The following is a 17,583-nucleotide window of genomic DNA, read 5'->3' as shown; positions in this document are numbered from 1 at the left end:
GCTAAAAAATAAAAAGCTCCCAACTGGGAGCTTTTTGCTATTTACTTTTCAGCTTAGCGATAAGATAACCGATATAGCTCATAATGGATGCCAGCATTTTTCCCTGCAGTCTTTCATGACGAGATTTTTTCTTAAATTGCTTAGGCGTTCTTGGTCCAATAAGAGGAACTTTTGCCCAAGGCGATGCCTGCCAGGCCTTCGTAAAATATTGCGCCGAAGGATAATTGGCCCAGGAATTCCAGGGTTTAGTAACACCAACATAGTGGATCAAAATAGTTTCTGGCTTTATATAGTCCCGATAGCGGTTAATATCTTTACTCTTTAGCTCTTGTTTAATACCATAAATTGCATTGTAAATACGTGGCAGAAAAATAACTTTACCTTTAAAAAGTAAGTTCAAAACATCTTGATCGGGAAATGAATGTTTTTGTTTTTTATCTAACAACATTTCAAATGCTGCATTGAGAAAGTTGAATTGTTTCCATGCAATAAGGTTCGTATACATGACCCCTGAATTAAAATAATCCTCATTAAAATCCGGAGTACCAACTCTTCGGGCTGGACTGTCATCAACATCCTTAACAACCGCAGCCACTTTATCTTCAAAATCAATATCAATTAAATCCTGAAGAGAGCCTTTACACATAACATCAGCATCAATATAGAGCAAAGCATCAACTTCTTCAGCAAGATACTCAAACGCTACGAACCTGAAATACATTGCATGAGACCATGCATGACTAAACGGAAGTGTTTTCAGTTCATTAGAATTAATAAGATAAACCGTGATTTTGGTAGCGAACGTTCTGGAGAGCTCAGCAACATGCGCCTTATAATCCTGATCAATATAGTCAGTGAATAGATGGAAATGAATGGTAATATCACGATTATTCTGCAATACCGATGTCATGGAGATAGCAGCACCAAACATGAAATTTTTATCTACACCCCATGCAACATGTAACTGTGACTTACATTCAGCAGGTGTATTGTTAAATTCAACAATTTCCTTTATAGCCTGGCGACAATCAAAATTCATCTGACATACCTTTTTAACACAAAAATTAACGGCTTATGCTACTCAGCGTAAGCTGGAACCAAAAAGCTTGCTCTTGATGTACATTATATGGCTCAACACAGAGAGAAAATACTTATGTTGAATTCTTTCATGCCGTGATTTTCGTTTATAAAGCTTGGCCGTATTTGCATTAAGCAATGTTTTTTCTGACCATGTTGATTTTTCATATGCCGCCATGAAAAATTTAGAAACTGGATATTTAGCCCAACGGTGCCAGGGTTTTGTCACGCCAACATAATGAATAAGGATGGTCTCATCTGTAATAAAACCTTTATAATCATCATTAATGTTTTTATTCACTAACTCCTGATCGACACCGTAGATACAGTTGAAATCTCTACGTAATGAGATAGTGTTACCCACAAACAGAATATTTAATACATCCTGATCAAAGTAAAGCAATTCGGCTTGTCTTTCTAATAAGATATCAAATGCTCTACTCAGCAACTTTTTCTCTTTCCAGAGTACCAGGTTCGCAAATACAACACCTGAATTAAAATACCCATTCGAAAGCTCAGGAATTCCAAGACGTGTTCCTGATTTGAGACGAACCTCATCAATGTCATGAATAACCGCAGCATATTCGCCTTTAAATTGTATATCCGTCAATTCATCTAATGGGCCCTTACAAATAACATCGGCATCGAGATAGAGGACTGAATCAAGGTATTTACTTAAATATTCAAACGCAAAGTATCGATAGTACATTGCATACGTCCATGCTTTAGTACTGGGGAGATTACGAAATGCTTCGTTATCGAACACAATGACGGTAATTGACGTATGATATTTTTCTGCCAAACGTTCTACACAAGCCATGTAATCGTCATCAACGAAATCGGTGACAACATAGAAATTAACATCAATATCCGGATTATTTATAAGTACGGAGGTTATTGAGACACCAGAGCCAAACAAAAAATTACGATCAATACCATAAGCAATGTTAAGTTTTTTTTCTTTTTTATGCTCGGAGCGATCGATAATAAACTTGTTGAGCATCACTTTATCGAAATCAATTTTCATTCTTTGCTGCCTCATACCTTACAGGGCTTTTACTTTTAATAAATTATAATGACTTTCTTATGGTTCTTTTCTGTATTTTCTGTGCTTTTGCTCTTGCGCTAGCAAACAAAGCCGACTCATTTTTAATGATATCTCGCAAAGGCATAGAAAAATAGACGCATAAGAACCGATAAATATCGCGTGAAGTTAGGCCAATATTCAAGGACGAGAAATAAAGGCCGATCAAATCTTTGTCCCGCCAACGGCGAGGTACGACGCGACGAATTTGAGCACGGTGTAAATCGATCACCGAGATTTTGAACGGCGCTTCTGCCGACTCAAACGGTAAATGCAAAAGGAAATGGCATATGTAGCAATCCCGATGGTTAACACCGCCTCGATGCATCCCTCTAACCATTTCGGCCACGCGTTGGATAATGGCGCGTTTCACGCTAATCTTCGGTGGCTTAGCGGCCCAATCAGCACAATAGTCTTCCAGACTGATCGTCGGCGAGAGATCTTCAGTAATAATAAAAGAGGTTCGTTCTAAAGGATTCAGCCCCTTTTGCCCAAACGCGACGCCGTTCATCGTGTCGACGCCAAGCGATTTAAGCCGATGAATAGCATACCATTCTCTGTCTGCACCCAGCACGGGCATGCGCAATGACACCAGATTTTTTACGATTTCTTTCAACGTTGTGCCACGATGATACTTAAGAAAGTAGCCTTTACCTTCCATCTCAAAACGGATCGTCCGGCGAGATTCCAGGGCACGGAAGACTTCGCCCTCCAGCTTTACAACCTCAGCAAAAGGGTCTTTTCCACGCCATTGCGTAGCAAACGGCTCTTTAAGCTCAATCATGTTCACAACCTAAAATAATATCGGCCACTTTCTCAGGCAAACTGTACAGATCCTCACTGTCGGCATAATGCCGCGCATGCTCGGCCCATTGATTACGCAGCGCGTCATTCTCTAAGGCATTGCGCAGGACATGGTTCAACGTCGCCTGACTAAACGGCTCTGGGATGACTTTACCGCACTGGGCAGACTCGACATAGTGGGCATAACCGCAGACTTCCGTCACCAGAACCGGCAACCCGGAAACGATGGCTTCCAGCAGTACAATTCCTGCCGCTTCCTGGACCGCAGGATGAATCAGAATATCTGCCGTCGCCATCAGCTCGGCAACGTCATCCCTTCCGGAAAAGAATTGCACGTTCTCTGCAATGCCGAGCTGCTTCGCCTGCGCTTCGTAACGCCCTGGTTTATCCTGCCCTACAACCAGAAAACGCGTTCTTTTACGCAAGGCTTCCGGCAACGCAGCTATTGCCTCCAGAGAGCGAGATACGCCTTTTCGCTTAAAATCCGAGCCCACCTGCAGCACCATTAATTGCTGCGGATCAATGCCGTTCTTCTGGCGATACACTCGCCGGCTGTCTGTAATCTGGTTGCTGTACTTTCTGTCCGGATAAATTCCCGGCGGCATAATATGGAAGCGATCGGATTCCGTTAAATAGTGTTTTTTGAAATCAGCAATTTGCGTTGGCGTTAACATCAGCAGCTGCGTTTTTTTTCCCTGCTGGAATGTGGCTTTCTCAAACCGTGCATAGTGTCGATAACGGGCGGTTAATTTGTAGAAAAAGCCCTTTTCACGCTCAACCTTTTCGGCATAGCAGACGTCAGCCGCGTAATAAACATCGAGACCCGGCATTTTGTTGAATCCAACAACCCGATCGACCGGGTGCGCCTTCAACTCGTTCTCAACCCATTGATGATATTGTGCATTCCTGCCATGGTTTGTACGAGCCGTCACCGGAACAAGAACGATTTCAAACTGCTTAGGGTGCTCCCCTTGCCACTGTTGGGTAAACACTTTGACATGATGCCCACGTGCAGCAACGGTTTGGGCTATACGCATAAAGTCGCGCTGCAGGCCACCATAGGGAAAGTATTTGTATAAGCAAAAAGCAATGATCATGAACTCATATCCGAGAGGCCTAAACCGAAGTCAGACAAACCATAGGGGAAAACGCTTTCAGCCAGGTCGATGATGCCGGAAGGAAAATGCTTAATTCTCCAACGCTGACGCGTCCCGAATTCCATTGAAAACGTTGCATAGTGTAGCATTTATCAGGGGGTAATCCGATATGAATATCAATCGCACAAAACAACACTCAACTTATTATAAAACAAGAAAATAAATTCCATTCTCGCCAGACACAATCCCTTACCAGCACGGTTTGCTAACCTCGCTTTCATCATCATGTATTCAATAAAAATTGAAAAAACCTGAGGATTAATATCACCAGGAGCAATCAGAGGTGATTTCAGGCAATTTCCGCAAAAGTAATGGCAAAGCTCAGGCTAAATACATAGAATCCCCAGCACATTCATAATGCCAGCCGTGTCCTATGCTCCAATTGCTTTACACCATACTGCTTTACCTCATACAGCCGCTTATCTGGCTGCGATTATGGGTGCGCGGTCGTAAAGCTCCTGCATACCGCAAACGCATTGGCGAGCGCTACGGCTTCTATAAAAAGCCGCTCAAGCCCGGCGGCATTATGTTGCATTCGGTTTCCGTGGGTGAAACGCTGGCCGCAATCCCTCTCGTTCGCGCCCTTCGCCACCGCTACCCAGAGTTACCGATTACCGTCACGACTATGACCCCGACCGGCTCAGAAAGAGTCATGTCCGCTTTTGGGGGAGACGTCCAGCACGTCTACCTGCCTTACGATTTACCCTGCGCGTTAAACCGTTTCCTGGATAAAGTCGATCCGAAGCTGGTGCTTATCATGGAAACCGAACTTTGGCCAAACCTGATATCCGCGCTACATAAGCGCTATATCCCGTTGGTAATTGCCAACGCCAGGCTTTCCGCACGGTCGGCAAAAGGCTATGCGAAACTCGGGGACTTCGTCCGAACGCTGCTGCAGCGCATTACGCTTATCGCCGCCCAGAACGAAGAAGACGGTGAGCGCTTCATCTCGCTAGGCGCAAAACGAAGCCAGTTGACGGTCACCGGGAGCCTTAAATTTGATATTTCGGTGACGCCGCAGCTGGCTGCTCGCGCCGTGACGCTTCGCCGTCAGTGGGCACCACATCGCCCTGTCTGGATAGCGACGAGTACGCATGAAGGCGAAGAAAGCATTGTCGTGCAGGCTCATCAGTCGCTTTTAAAACAATTTCCTAATTTATTGCTGATCCTTGTGCCACGCCACCCGGAACGCTTCCCGGATGCCATTAACCTGGTCAGAAATGCAGGATTAAGCTATATCACTCGCTCTTCTGGAGAGGTGCCTTCTTCCAGTACTCAGGTCGTTATTGGCGATACTATGGGTGAGTTAATGTTACTGTACGGGATTGCCGATCTGGCTTTTGTTGGCGGCTCGCTAGTGGAACGCGGTGGTCATAACCCGCTCGAACCGGCCGCACACGCTATTCCCGTCTTAATGGGCCCGCATACTTTTAACTTCAAAGATATCTGTGCGCGCCTGTCGCAGGCAGATGGCCTGATCACCGTGACGGACGAGCAGTCATTAGTAAAAGAGATTGCGTCTTTGCTCACAGATGAGGATTATCGTAACTTCTACGGGCGCCATGCTGTGGAAGTGCTTTACCAGAATCAGGGCGCATTGCAGCGCCTGTTGCAGCTACTGGAACCTTATCTCCCCCCTAAAACACACTAAGGTCAGATATGCAAAAGCGGGCAATCTATCCGGGGACTTTCGATCCTATCACCAACGGCCATATTGATATCGTTACCCGTGCAGCCAGTATGTTTGACCAGGTGATCCTTGCCATTGCAGCAAGCCCAAGCAAGAACGCTTTGTTTACGCTGGATGAACGCGTTGCGCTGGCACAGCAGGCGCTTACCCATTTACCTAACGTTCAGGTTCTCGGCTTTAGCGATTTAATGGCAAGCTTTGCCCGTAGTCAGCAGGCAAACGTGCTGGTGCGTGGATTGCGTACAGCGGCTGATTTTGAATATGAGATGCAGCTGGCCCACATGAACCGCCATCTCATGCCTGAACTGGAAAGCGTGTTCCTGATGCCATCTAAAGAGTGGTCGTTTGTCTCTTCTTCCCTTGTCAAGGAAGTGGCACGTCATCACGGAGATGTCGCCCACTTCCTGCCAGAGCATGTCTGTAAAGCGCTTATCGAAAGGCTTAAATAGCTATCGCTGGCAGCGGCGACAATAGTAAGTGCTACGCTGGGCGTGCTTCGCGGCGGAAATCGGCGTACCGCATACCCTGCACGGCTCTCCTTCCCGGCCGTATACCTGCAGTTCCTGAGCAAAATAGCCGGGTTTACCATCGGACTGAAGGAAGTCTTTCAAAGTTGTCCCGCCTTGTTCTATTGAGCGTTGCAATACCGCTTTGATCGCTGCGACCAGCGTTTCAGACTCTTTTTTTGATAGCGACTGCGCGCTACGGTCGGGATGGATCCCCGCCGCAAACAAGGATTCGCTGGCGTAGATATTCCCCACCCCGACAACCAGTTTGTTATCCATTAGCCAGGGCTTGATAGCCGTTTTCTTTTTGGCCGATTTTTCACGCAGGTATTCCGCACTGAATGTGTCGCTCAAAGGCTCCGGACCAAGGTGAGACAATACATTGCTCCCTTCCAGCTCTTTGACCCACAGCCAGGCGCCAAAGCGCCGGGGATCGGTATAGCGCAGAACTTTGCCGTTACTCATGATCAGATCGACATGATCGTGCTTTTCCGCGGGAAGTTCTTCCGCGAGGATCCTCAGACTACCTGACATTCCCAGATGAATGATTATCCAGCCATCCGGTAGCTCCAGCAGCAAATACTTCGCCCGCCGCTGCACGCTCAACACCGGCTTATCGCTCAGAGCATGTATCTCATCAGAAACCGGCCAGCGCAGTCGCGCATTACGCACGACGGCATGCAGGATGGTTTCACCCACCAGGTGCGGTTCAATACCGCGACGACTGGTTTCTACCTCTGGTAATTCAGGCATCTTTCCTCCGGGAAGCAGGCATAAAAAAACCCGGCCTGAGCCGGGTTTCTTCAACAAAGTTACCAGAATTATTTAATTTTGGCTTCTTTGTATACAACGTGCTGACGGACAACTGGATCGAACTTTTTCAGTTCCAGTTTTTCCGGCTTAGTACGTTTGTTCTTCGTGGTGGTATAGAAGTGACCAGTACCAGCAGAAGAAACCAGCTTGATTTTCTCACGAATACCTTTAGCCATGATTTATTTCCTCTAAGTACTTAGTACTTTTCGCCACGGGCACGCAGTTCGGACAGAACTGTATCGATGCCTTTCTTATCGATTACACGCATACCTTTAGCAGATACACGCAGGGTGACAAAACGCTTCTCGCTCTCAACCCAGAAACGGTGAGAGTGCAGGTTCGGCAGGAAACGGCGTTTAGTCGCGTTCAGTGCGTGGGAACGGTTATTACCGGTCGCCGGACGCTTGCCAGTAACTTGGCAGACTCGGGACATGTCTATTCTCCAAAAATCAAATTAGCTCGAGCTTCGTATAGGGTTAGGCGCCTCGTCAGGCTGCAAGCCTGGTCCCTGGCGGTTCAATGTGAACCACAGTGCCAGGCGCATAATGCCAAACCCGAGATTCTCAAAGGTGGCGTAGTATACGCTGTGTGAGGCATGTGCTCAAGTCCCGAACAGACAAAGATCCCAATGGATCGCGCCTGATGGCTTAAATCCACCCTCGTTCAGCGAAAGAAACGTATTCTCCGTGACCAATAACCAGATGATCAAGCACTCGAATTTCCATAAACAGGCAAACTTTCACAATGCGTTCCGTGATAGCCCGGTCTGCTTTACTGGGTTCGGCCTTACCTGATGGGTGGTTGTGCGCCAGTATAATGGCACCGGCGTTGCATTTCATCGCTTCACGGATAATTTCTCTCGGGTGAACTTCAACGTGACTTAGCGTTCCGGCGAACAAACGCTCACATTTAATAACCTGATGCTGGTTATTCAAAAACAGCACCATAAAGACTTCACGTTGCTCGGTGGTCAACTGACTCTGAACATACTCCCGCACCTTCCCCGGCGTAAGCAAAGAGAGTTCTTTGACACCCTGAGACGAGTAATAACGCCTCGCCAACTCGGCAATCGCGTTAAGTTGAGTATATTTCGCTTCGCCAATCCCCTTTACGTTCTTGAAATGGGAATAATCTGCCGACAACAAGCGGTGCAGGGAACCAAACTCACGCAACAGCCTATTCGCAAAAGTAAGAACGTGCATTCCCTGGTGACCCGTACGCAGGAAGAGCGCCAGTAACTCAGTATCTGTGAGAGAACCCACACCGAATTGCAGCAGTTTTTCCCTGGGTAAATACGCGTTTTCAATCTTATTATCCCTGTCCATTACATATCTCCCTCTCTTATCCCTCGCATAATGCGGACTTTTTTCCTGCCAGGCGACGAGCGCGTTTCGGTCTTGCGTAGCGTCTCGCAAACAGCGAAAAGGCGCCGGTCAGGGATTGTGGTAAAATGGCCATTCGACTGTGACTTCCAACGGATAAAAATCATGATGGGGCTTTCCGGCAAGAAAATTGTTCTTGGTGTCAGCGGCGGTATTGCTGCCTATAAAACACCTGAGCTGGTTCGTCGTCTGCGCGATCGCGGAGCGGATGTACGAGTGGTAATGACCGAGGCGGCGAAAGCCTTCATCACGCCACTAAGTTTACAGGCAGTGTCCGGTTATCCGGTGTCCGACAGTTTGCTGGATCCCGCGGCAGAAGCCGCCATGGGCCACATAGAACTCGGTAAATGGGCTGATTTAGTTATGCTGGCACCGGCAACGGCAGACCTGATCGCTCGCATCGCGGCAGGCATGGCAAACGACCTGGTCAGCACTATTTGCCTGGCAACAGCCGCACCCGTTGCCGTTGTTCCGGCAATGAACCAACAGATGTTCCGTGCCGCAGCCACTCAACATAATCTGGACGTACTAAACGCTCGTGGTCTTTTGATTTGGGGCCCGGATAGCGGAAGCCAGGCCTGCGGCGATATTGGACCAGGCCGAATGTTGGATCCGCTCACGCTGGTTGATATGGCCGTTGAACATTTCTCTGTAGTCAAAGATCTGCAACATCTGAACGTCATGATTACCGCCGGCCCAACGCGCGAACGCCTTGATCCCGTCAGATACATCACGAACGACAGTTCTGGAAAAATGGGATTTGCTATCGCTGCTGCTGCGGCGGCGCGCGGGGCAAACGTAACCCTGATTTCAGGCCCGGTAAATCTGCCTACTCCGGCATGGGTCAACCGCATTGACATCACTACGGCGCTGGAAATGAATGAGGCGGTCCAACAGCGCGTCGCCGGGCAGCATATATTCATCGGCTGTGCCGCCGTTGCCGACTACCGAGCAGCCGTAGTTGCTGACGAGAAAATTAAAAAGCAAGGCGATGAAATTACGCTAAAAATGGTCAAAAACCCGGATGTTGTGGCGGGTGTTGCGGCACTTTCAGAAGGGCGTCCCTATGTTGTAGGGTTTGCCGCCGAAACAAATAATGTGGAAGAATACGCCCGGAAAAAGCGTGCCGCTAAAAACCTGGATCTGATCTGCGCCAATGACGTATCTCAGAATAATCAAGGATTTAATAGCGACAATAACGCATTGCACCTTTTCTGGCAGGAGGGAGACAAAGTCTTACCGCTTGAGCGTAAAGCACTCCTTGGCCACCTTTTACTGGACGAGATCGTTACCCGCTATGATGAAAAAAATCGACGTTAAAATTCTGGACCCGCGAGTTGGTCAGCAATTCCCATTACCAACTTACGCCACCTCAGGCTCTGCCGGTCTCGACCTGCGCGCTTGCCTGGACGACGCCGTAGAACTTGCACCTGGTGCTACAACGCTGCTGCCAACCGGCCTGGCTATTCACATTGCTGACGCCTCTCTGGCAGCGGTCATCCTGCCTCGTTCCGGCCTGGGTCATAAACACGGTGTTGTGCTGGGTAACCTGGTGGGGCTGATTGATTCCGATTATCAAGGCCAGTTGATGGTTTCTGTCTGGAACCGTGGCCAGGACAGCTTCACCATTCAGCCAGGTGAACGCATTGCACAAATGGTCTTTGTGCCTGTTGTACAGGCCGAATTTAACCTGGTCGAAGATTTTGACGCCAGCGATCGTGGCGAAGGCGGCTTTGGCCACTCAGGCCGCCAGTAATACCGTTTTATCAACGTAACCCTACCGCGCAGATAACGTTAAAACAGACCGCAAACCAGGCGTTTGCGGGCGCGGTTCGGTGCTTACCTGACAAGGTATTTTTCAGGGGTATTTTAGAACATGGCAGAAAAACAGACCGCGAAAAGGAATCGTCGCGAGGAAATACTTCAGTCTCTGGCCCAAATGCTCGAATCCAGCGACGGCAGCCAACGCATTACGACCGCTAAACTAGCGGCAACCGTTGGCGTGTCCGAAGCCGCACTTTATCGGCATTTTCCCAGTAAAATGAAAATGTTCGATAGCCTGATTGAGTTTATCGAAGATAGTCTGATTACCCGCATTAACCTGATTCTGAAAGATGAAAAAGACACGCTGGCCCGCCTGCGGTTGATCGTACTTTTAGTGTTGGGTTTTGGTGAACGGAACCCAGGTCTGACGCGCATCCTCACCGGACACGCGCTGATGTTTGAACAGGATCGCCTGCAGGATCGCATCAACCAGCTTTTTGAACGCATTGAGGTTCAGCTGCGCCAGGTTATGCGTGAAAAGAAAATGCGCGAAGGCGAAGGGTTTACGACCGATGAAGCCCTGCTGGCGAGCCAGCTGCTGGCTTTCTGTGAAGGAATGCTATCCAGATTTGTGAGAAGTGATTTCCGCTATCTGCCCACGGATGATTTTGATACCCGCTGGCCGCTGATTGCCGCTCAGCTTTACTAATAAAAAAGGGCCTACTGGCCCTTTTTTATTTTCCGGCTTAAACGCCGAACTCTTCGCGATATTTACGCACGGCTGCAAGCTTGTCCGCCATTTCTGGCTTCTCTTCCAGGTAAGCAATCAGGTCTTTGAGCGTAACGATCGAGATAACTTTGCACTGATAATCGCGCTCAACTTCCTGAATAGCGGAGATATCCGCCCGGCCACGCTCCTGGCGGTCGAGAGAAATAAGAACCCCGGCAAGGCTCGCGCCGTTCGCGGCAATGATCTCCATTGACTCACGAATAGCGGTCCCGGCAGTTATCACATCGTCCACCAGCATGACGCGGCCCTGGAGCGCACTGCCCACCAGATTACCGCCTTCGCCATGATCTTTCGCTTCTTTGCGGTTAAAGCAGTAAGGCACGTCGCGCTCGTGGTGCTCAGCCAGCGCGACTGCGGTCGTTGTCGCGATAGGAATGCCTTTATAGGCCGGGCCAAAGAGCAGATCAAAATCGATGCCGGAGTCCATCAGGGCGGCAGCATAGAAACGCCCTAATAACGCCAGATCGCGCCCGGTATTAAACAGCCCGGCGTTGAAGAAATAGGGGCTTGTACGCCCGGATTTCAGCGTAAATTCGCCAAACTTGAGTACCTGTTTGTTAAGCGCAAACTCAATAAACTGGCGCTGATACGGTTTCATGGATTTGCTCCTTAGCATTGTGACACGGACATAAAAAAAGCGACTTCTCAGTCGCTTTTAAAAAATTAATTTTCTAACGCCGCCTTCTGCGACGCGATGATGGAATCAATTCCCCCTCGAGCCAACGCCAGTAGCGCCAGTAGCTCTTCGTGGGAGAACGGCTCACCTTCCGCGGTGCCCTGCACCTCAATCATGCGCCCGTCTTCCATCATGACAACATTCATATCGGTTTCGGCTGCCGAGTCTTCGACATATTCCAGGTCGCAGAGAGCTTCACCGTTGACGATACCAACGGAAACCGCCGCAACCATCCCTTTCATTGGATTCGTTTTCAGTTTGCCAGAGGCGACCAGACCGTTTAACGCATCGGCCAGCGCTACGCAGGCACCGGTGATAGAAGCGGTGCGGGTACCGCCATCAGCCTGCAGAACGTCGCAATCCAGGGTGATAGTAAATTCACCTAATGCTTTTAGATCCACCGCCGCGCGTAACGAACGGGCGATAAGACGTTGAATCTCGAGAGTACGGCCACCCTGTTTGCCTTTTGCCGCTTCACGGGCATTGCGGCTGTGGGTTGCCCGCGGCAGCATGCCGTATTCAGCGGTGATCCAGCCCTGCCCCTGGCCTTTAAGGAAGCGAGGCACGCCCTCTTCAAGGGTCGCGGTGCACAACACTTTGGTATCACCGAACTCGACAAGCACGGAGCCTTCAGCGTGTTTAGTGTAATGACGGGTCAGGGTAACTGGGCGCACTTGTTCGACGCTACGACCTGATGGACGCATGGGCTTCTCTCCGGCTAAAACGAATGTGGCTGCGCATTATACGGACTTCAGGCGCTTATTCCTATCCTGCAAGACCCCTGATGGCTATAATCCCCCCATACATTAGCTGAAAACGGGTACGTACTATGATCCGCAGTATGACCGCCTACGCCCGGCGTGAAGTAAAAGGTGAATGGGGCTCCGCCTCCTGGGAATTACGCTCGGTAAACCAGCGCTATCTCGAAACGTATATCCGCATGCCGGAACAGTTCCGCAGTCTTGAGCCCGTTGCTCGTGAGCGCATTCGCAACCGCCTCACCCGCGGCAAAATTGAGTGCAACCTGCGCTTTGAGCCCGATGCCCGCGCACAAGGATCGCTGATTCTTAATGAAAAGCTGGCTAAACAGCTGGTTGAGGCCGCTAACTGGGTCAAAATGCAAAGCGATGAAGGTGAAATCAACCCGGTTGATATTCTTCGCTGGCCAGGCGTAATGGCCGCTCAGGAACAGGATCTTGATGCGATTACCGCTGAAATACTTTCCGCTCTTGATGGCGCCCTGGACGATTTTATTGTTGCCCGTGAGACCGAAGGCCAGGCCCTGAAAGGGTTGATTGAACAACGCCTGGAAGGCGTCAGCGTCGAAGTGGCCAAAGTCCGTGCTCAAATGCCAGAAGTAGTGAAATGGCAGCGCGAGCGCCTGGTTAACAAACTGGAAGAAGCCGAAGTTCAGCTTGAGAACAACCGCCTTGAACAAGAATTGGTGCTGATGGCGCAGCGCATTGATGTCGCGGAAGAGCTGGACCGTCTGGAAGCCCACGTCAAAGAGACCTACAACATCCTGAAAAAGAAAGAAGCCGTTGGCCGTCGCCTCGACTTTATGATGCAGGAGTTTAACCGCGAGTCGAATACGCTGGCCTCTAAGTCGATCAATGCCGACGTGACCAATTCGGCTATCGAGCTGAAAGTCCTGATCGAGCAAATGCGCGAACAGATTCAGAATATCGAGTAGCGTGACATAAGCCTGCATTCAGCAGGCTTTTTCTTTTGATGCGTAACAGGTATACGCCCGGAGCTGCTCCGCAGTGATAAGCCCCATCTTTTCAAGGTGAATAGCTACCGCTCTCGAAGAACGTTCAAACTCATCCCCCAGAGTTTCAATCGCGCCTGTTTGCTCCAAGCGCTCTGCGAGGATCCGTTTCTCTTCTTCGGCCCAGGGAAAATGAGACTTAGCCGGACGTCCTTCTGCAAGGTTACGTTGCTGCCTCTCCTCGGGTGTTAGCCTGGATTATTACTGTTTTTCCGGGTTCATCGACAGCTCCTCAGCCAGAGCAAACAGCATTCTTATTGCTTCCGGCTTATTGGCTGTTGATTCAGCGTCAGGCATCTCTCCAGTTTCTGGATTGATGCCATTTGCTAGCTCTTTTAACATCGCCGATATCTTCATTGCATTCCCTTCAATAATTTTACTAATCCATTAAATTCAAAAAGAACTTAACAACACCCAAATATAAAGAACAAATTTTATATTTTGGATAAATAAAACTAATCAATTTTCATTCAACTTAGAAAATCTCAATCGTGACATAGTGCACAAAACGTTACCCTCTGCCGGCATTCTGAGGGGACAAACATGCTGCTACACATCCTTTATCTGATTGGTATTACAGCGGAAGCCATGACCGGGGCACTTGCCGCCGGGCGCCGCCGCATGGATACGTTTGGCGTCATTATTATCGCCACTGCCACGGCGCTGGGCGGCGGTTCAGTCCGCGATATTCTGCTGGGTCATTATCCCCTCGGCTGGGTGAAGCATCCTGAGTACGTAGTGATTGTTGCCATTGCGGCGGTACTCACCACCATCATGGCTCCGGTAATGCCACACCTGCGCAAGCTCTTTTTGGTGCTGGATGCGCTGGGCCTGGTGGTCTTTTCTATTATCGGTGCACAGGTTGCTCTGGATATGGGCGAAGGCCCAATCATTGCAACCATTGCCGCCGTTGTCACAGGCGTCTTTGGTGGTGTGCTGAGGGATATGTTCTGCAAACGTATTCCCCTGGTGTTCCAAAAAGAACTGTACGCTGGTATCGCCTTTGCCTCAGCCGTGCTTTACATCGCGCTGCAGCACTACGTCAGCAGCCATGACGTCGTGGTGATTGCAACCTTACTCTTCGGATTCACAGCTCGGTTACTGGCACTGCGCCTACGGCTTGGGCTACCAGTATTTCATTACAAGCACGCCGATCACTGATGGCCAAAACCCGGGATGCTATGCTGCTCAAGGAAGGCGGCAAGGGCAACCACTTGCGGATGCTTCATAAAATCGACTAACTGCCTTGCCCGCTTAACCCCCACCCCGGGTAAAGTTTGCCATCGAGATTGATCCCAACCACCAAGCTGCTGCCAGTGTTTGTCTTTCAGAGCGACGTGCGCACTTCGCGGCAACGGCATCCCTAATGCCAACACCCAGCGAATAAACGGCTGTTTTCGGGACAATGAAAATTGATGCCATAACAACTCGGCTTTTTTCACCGAAACGCCGGGTAAACCTGACAGCATTGTCTCGTTCAAATCCAGCCATGAAAAAATGTGCTGAAAGCGTGACGTCATGTGCAGATGGCGCCAGGTGCTTTGACTAACGCCGGCCAAATCCAGAACTCGCTTTTGACTCATCCCCGTCAGACGGGCAATAAATTGTTCTGCGCATTCAGATGAAGCATAAAGGCAAGTCACCGGTGTAAAAACCACCATTTCCGGTATGGATGTATCTCGCTGGCTGACTCGCCAGACAACTTCGTCCATCCGAGGTATTCCCTGTCCAGCCAAACTTATTTTTACTTTATCGCCAGCCACAACATCCCATTCCTGCCAGCGTTTTAGTGAACCGATATTCACCCGTCGAACACGTTTATCGTCGAGTTGAACCTCTTCTAATTCAAGCACCACTGACACTTTACCCGTTCGCCCCACGGCAAAATCAACGTTACGGACCACGGCGATTTGCTCAACAGGAGGATGTTTCCACGCTATGGCCCACTCCCCCTGCCCCGGCTGCCAGAATTTAGCTTCGGGTTCACGCTCCTGACGAATCACAATGCCATCCGTGACAAAGGGAAGCGGTTGGTGAAACCACTCCTCACGCAAGCGGGCAATGTCATCAATGTTTGCCACACGCCGGGACCATAAAGCAGACATGGAAAATCCTGCTTCACTCAATATACGGCCTTTTTCAGCAAGGCTTTCGGGCCCATCAGGCCAGGCCCAGATAAAAATGTCCAGCGCGTTCCGATCGCTAACCGCCCCAGTCCGCAGCATTTCCCCGGCAACTTTAGACCTCGCATTGACTCCGCCAGCCTTGCTTTGAATATGGCCCTCTCGTTTCAGGAATAGTTCACCTTGCAGTACGCTGTTCGCAAGAGGCCCGGCAAGATGAAGGGGTATGGCATCAATACCGGCAGCTTTGTGTGTCCAGTCCTCACCTGTGATGCCATTGCCACGACTTAGCATTTTCACCAGCTGTCCATGTTGATAGACCAATGTGATAGCCACGCCATCCACCTTGGGCTGTACCCATAAGTTCTGCCGGCCTGCAGTCCATAGCTCGACAGCACGTTTATCCGGTAACTTTTTCAGCCCTGTATGCGCAATTGGGTGAGACGAATTTCCTGCTGTTCCCATCCTTGCAGATTCTGCCTCTTGCCCCTGTTTAATGCAGCGCCTCCAGGCAGACAGTGTCTCCTTTAAGTCATCGTAAACGGCATCGCTCACCAAACTCTTTCCCTGCTGGTAATAGGCGTCATCCCAGAGGGATAGCTGGTGCGTAAGGCGTTCAATCTCCTTCTGTGTTCTGACATCAGACCATGCTGGACAAGATGCCATTACCGTTGATGAAACCCCCAGTAAAATGACAAAAACTGCTAACGCGACCCCTTTCATACCACCCTCCATTTCCTTTATCCGGGGAGGTATAACCGTGTCCGGCGTCAATCGCGAGCATGAAAAAACCCGCATACGAGATGCGTCCCTAAAAACTCATCTCGTTGCATCAAGAATGACAAAAAGGTGGAAAACATCGCGTAAAACACGAGAAAAAACGTGTCAGATAATGACAAAACCTACGTACTGAGGCAGCGGTGTGTATAATATGCCGGTAGACGCTCTTCCCTTTATGCATACCGATTAAGTTAGAACTCATGGCTCAAGGCACGCTTTATATTGTTTCCGCTCCAAGTGGCGCGGGTAAATCCAGCCTCATCCAGGCTTTGTTAAAGACACAACCGCTGTATGACACTCAGGTTTCCATCTCGCACACCACTCGCGGTGTACGACCAGGTGAAAATCACGGGGAACATTACTTTTTTGTCAGTAAAGACGAATTCCAGCAGATGATCGCTGAAGACGCTTTCCTTGAGCACGCAGAAGTATTTGGTAACTACTACGGTACATCCCGCCAGGCGATCGAAAATGTGCTGGCGACCGGCGTAGATGTGTTTTTGGATATCGACTGGCAGGGTGCAGAGCAAATTCGTCAGAAAATGCCTCAATCCCGCAGCATCTTTATTTTGCCGCCGTCAAAAGACGAGCTGGACCGCCGCCTGCGCGGTCGCGGTCAGGATAGCGAAGAGGTGATTGCAAAACGCATGGCGCAAGCCGTTGCGGAAATGAGTCACTATGCGGAGTATGATTACCTTATCGTTAATGATGACTTCGATACCGCCCTGTCTGATTTAAAGATAATCATTCGTGCCGAGCGTCTACGAATGGGTCGCCAAAAGATGCGGCATGACGCTTTAATCAGCAAACTATTGGCAGACTGACACCAGTTTCAGTATTATGCCCAGTCATTTCTTCACCTGTGGAGCATTTTAATTATGGCACGCGTAACCGTTCAGGACGCTGTAGAGAAAATTGGTAACCGTTTTGACCTGGTACTTGTCGCCGCGCGTCGCGCTCGTCAGATGCAGGTTGGCGGCAAAGATCCGCTGGTACCGGAAGAAAACGATAAAACGACCGTTATTGCACTGCGTGAAATCGAAGAAGGGTTGATCACCAACCAGATTCTCGATGTTCGTGAGCGCCAGGAACAGCAAGAGCAGGAAGCCGCAGAACTGCAGGCCGTGACTGCTATTGCTGAAGGTCGTCGTTAATTAGCCTGCGGG

At 49.5% G+C, this 17,583-nt stretch carries 21 protein-coding genes; 9 read left to right on the top strand and 12 right to left on the bottom strand.

Annotated elements, in window-relative coordinates; genetic code table 11:
* Positions 1–37 precede the first annotated feature (37 nt).
* The 4 genes from F3J29_RS20705 to F3J29_RS20690 are packed head-to-tail and all read right to left on the bottom strand — an operon-like array spanning position 38 to position 4,062.
* On the bottom strand, positions 38–1,039 hold the full coding sequence (locus tag F3J29_RS20705; RefSeq protein ID WP_166868918.1) for a glycosyltransferase: 1,002 nt from the start codon (positions 1,037–1,039) through the stop codon (positions 38–40).
* Between the two features lie 42 nt (positions 1,040–1,081).
* On the bottom strand, positions 1,082–2,104 hold the full coding sequence (locus F3J29_RS20700) for a glycosyltransferase family 8 protein (RefSeq protein WP_166868917.1): 1,023 nt from the start codon (positions 2,102–2,104) through the stop codon (positions 1,082–1,084).
* Between the two features lie 43 nt (positions 2,105–2,147).
* Positions 2,148–2,945, bottom strand: coding sequence for a lipopolysaccharide core heptose(I) kinase RfaP (gene rfaP / locus F3J29_RS20695; RefSeq protein ID WP_166868915.1), 798 nt, complete (start codon positions 2,943–2,945; stop codon positions 2,148–2,150).
* Complete coding sequence (locus F3J29_RS20690; protein ID WP_166868913.1) at positions 2,938–4,062, bottom strand: glycosyltransferase family 4 protein; 1,125 nt, start codon at positions 4,060–4,062, stop codon at positions 2,938–2,940. The genes rfaP and F3J29_RS20690 overlap by 8 nt, the downstream gene beginning before the upstream one ends.
* Positions 4,063–4,495: 433 nt before the next feature.
* On the opposite strand from F3J29_RS20690, the gene waaA reads away from it, so the two are divergent.
* Together waaA and coaD are read left to right on the top strand one after the other, a co-directional pair.
* Positions 4,496–5,773 carry a lipid IV(A) 3-deoxy-D-manno-octulosonic acid transferase gene (waaA, locus tag F3J29_RS20685; RefSeq protein WP_166868911.1) on the top strand — a complete coding sequence of 426 codons (1,278 nt, stop codon included), beginning with the start codon at positions 4,496–4,498 and terminating at the stop codon, positions 5,771–5,773.
* An 8-nt stretch (positions 5,774–5,781) separates the two neighbouring features.
* Positions 5,782–6,261, top strand: a complete 480-nt coding sequence (coaD, locus tag F3J29_RS20680) for a pantetheine-phosphate adenylyltransferase (RefSeq protein WP_166868909.1) — start codon at positions 5,782–5,784, stop codon at positions 6,259–6,261.
* Here the strand turns inward: coaD and mutM are convergent, their stop codons facing one another.
* The 4 genes from mutM to radC form a co-directional block, all read right to left on the bottom strand.
* Positions 6,262–7,071 (bottom strand): bifunctional DNA-formamidopyrimidine glycosylase/DNA-(apurinic or apyrimidinic site) lyase, encoded by an 810-nt coding sequence (gene mutM / locus F3J29_RS20675; protein ID WP_166868907.1) that lies wholly within the window; start codon positions 7,069–7,071, stop codon positions 6,262–6,264.
* Positions 7,072–7,139: 68 nt separating this feature from the next.
* Positions 7,140–7,307 (bottom strand): 50S ribosomal protein L33, encoded by a 168-nt coding sequence (rpmG, locus tag F3J29_RS20670; RefSeq protein ID WP_002436700.1) that lies wholly within the window; start codon positions 7,305–7,307, stop codon positions 7,140–7,142.
* Between the two features lie 20 nt (positions 7,308–7,327).
* Positions 7,328–7,564, bottom strand: coding sequence for a 50S ribosomal protein L28 (rpmB, locus tag F3J29_RS20665; protein ID WP_008457442.1), 237 nt, complete (start codon positions 7,562–7,564; stop codon positions 7,328–7,330).
* A gap of 214 nt (positions 7,565–7,778) precedes the next feature.
* Complete coding sequence (radC, locus tag F3J29_RS20660; protein WP_166868905.1) at positions 7,779–8,456, bottom strand: RadC family protein; 678 nt, start codon at positions 8,454–8,456, stop codon at positions 7,779–7,781.
* A gap of 165 nt (positions 8,457–8,621) precedes the next feature.
* On the opposite strand from radC, the gene coaBC reads away from it, so the two are divergent.
* The 3 genes from coaBC to slmA all read left to right on the top strand — a co-directional run bounded on the left by coaBC (position 8,622) and on the right by slmA (position 10,986).
* The gene (gene coaBC / locus F3J29_RS20655; RefSeq protein ID WP_205246872.1) at positions 8,622–9,833 is read left to right on the top strand and encodes a bifunctional phosphopantothenoylcysteine decarboxylase/phosphopantothenate--cysteine ligase CoaBC; all 1,212 of its coding nucleotides are present in this window, start codon (positions 8,622–8,624) and stop codon (positions 9,831–9,833) included.
* A complete protein-coding gene (gene dut / locus F3J29_RS20650; protein WP_034808728.1) occupies positions 9,811–10,269 on the top strand; it encodes a dUTP diphosphatase in 459 nt (152 codons plus the stop codon). The genes coaBC and dut overlap by 23 nt, the downstream gene beginning before the upstream one ends.
* Positions 10,270–10,389: 120 nt before the next feature.
* Complete coding sequence (gene slmA / locus F3J29_RS20645; RefSeq protein WP_016538879.1) at positions 10,390–10,986, top strand: nucleoid occlusion factor SlmA; 597 nt, start codon at positions 10,390–10,392, stop codon at positions 10,984–10,986.
* A gap of 37 nt (positions 10,987–11,023) precedes the next feature.
* Here slmA and pyrE read toward each other — a convergent pair whose 3' ends face one another.
* Together pyrE and rph are read right to left on the bottom strand one after the other, a co-directional pair.
* Entirely contained in the window at positions 11,024–11,665 is a 642-nt protein-coding gene (pyrE, locus tag F3J29_RS20640; protein WP_166868901.1) for an orotate phosphoribosyltransferase, read from the bottom strand.
* 65 nt (positions 11,666–11,730) lie between these two features.
* Positions 11,731–12,447 carry a ribonuclease PH gene (gene rph / locus F3J29_RS20635; protein ID WP_166868899.1) on the bottom strand — a complete coding sequence of 239 codons (717 nt, stop codon included), beginning with the start codon at positions 12,445–12,447 and terminating at the stop codon, positions 11,731–11,733.
* Positions 12,448–12,572: 125 nt separating this feature from the next.
* Here rph and F3J29_RS20630 point away from each other — a divergent pair, with 125 nt between their 5' ends.
* Positions 12,573–13,436 carry a YicC/YloC family endoribonuclease gene (locus F3J29_RS20630; protein ID WP_166868897.1) on the top strand — a complete coding sequence of 288 codons (864 nt, stop codon included), beginning with the start codon at positions 12,573–12,575 and terminating at the stop codon, positions 13,434–13,436.
* Positions 13,437–13,715: 279 nt separating this feature from the next.
* On the opposite strand, the gene F3J29_RS22795 is transcribed toward F3J29_RS20630, so the two are convergent.
* Positions 13,716–13,871 carry a hypothetical protein gene (locus tag F3J29_RS22795; protein WP_286175462.1) on the bottom strand — a complete coding sequence of 52 codons (156 nt, stop codon included), beginning with the start codon at positions 13,869–13,871 and terminating at the stop codon, positions 13,716–13,718.
* Between the two features lie 186 nt (positions 13,872–14,057).
* Between F3J29_RS22795 and F3J29_RS20620 the strand changes: the two genes are divergently transcribed.
* The gene (locus tag F3J29_RS20620; RefSeq protein WP_061276271.1) at positions 14,058–14,675 is read left to right on the top strand and encodes a trimeric intracellular cation channel family protein; all 618 of its coding nucleotides are present in this window, start codon (positions 14,058–14,060) and stop codon (positions 14,673–14,675) included.
* Here the strand turns inward: F3J29_RS20620 and ligB are convergent.
* Positions 14,669–16,360, bottom strand: a complete 1,692-nt coding sequence (gene ligB, locus F3J29_RS20615; protein WP_166868895.1) for an NAD-dependent DNA ligase LigB — start codon at positions 16,358–16,360, stop codon at positions 14,669–14,671. The two genes, F3J29_RS20620 and ligB, sit on opposite strands and share 7 nt — an antisense overlap.
* Positions 16,361–16,617: 257 nt before the next feature.
* On the opposite strand from ligB, the gene gmk reads away from it, so the two are divergent.
* Positions 16,618–17,241: a guanylate kinase gene (gene gmk / locus F3J29_RS20610; RefSeq protein ID WP_039299088.1), complete on the top strand. Its 624-nt coding sequence runs from the start codon at positions 16,618–16,620 to the stop codon at positions 17,239–17,241.
* Between the two features lie 54 nt (positions 17,242–17,295).
* Complete coding sequence (gene rpoZ / locus F3J29_RS20605; RefSeq protein ID WP_008457417.1) at positions 17,296–17,571, top strand: DNA-directed RNA polymerase subunit omega; 276 nt, start codon at positions 17,296–17,298, stop codon at positions 17,569–17,571.
* Positions 17,572–17,583: the final 12 nt, after the last annotated feature.

Source organism: Enterobacter sp. Cy-643 (assembly GCF_011752815.1).
GTDB lineage: Bacteria > Pseudomonadota > Gammaproteobacteria > Enterobacterales > Enterobacteriaceae > Cedecea.
This window is presented reverse-complemented; position numbering and strand designations above follow the sequence as displayed.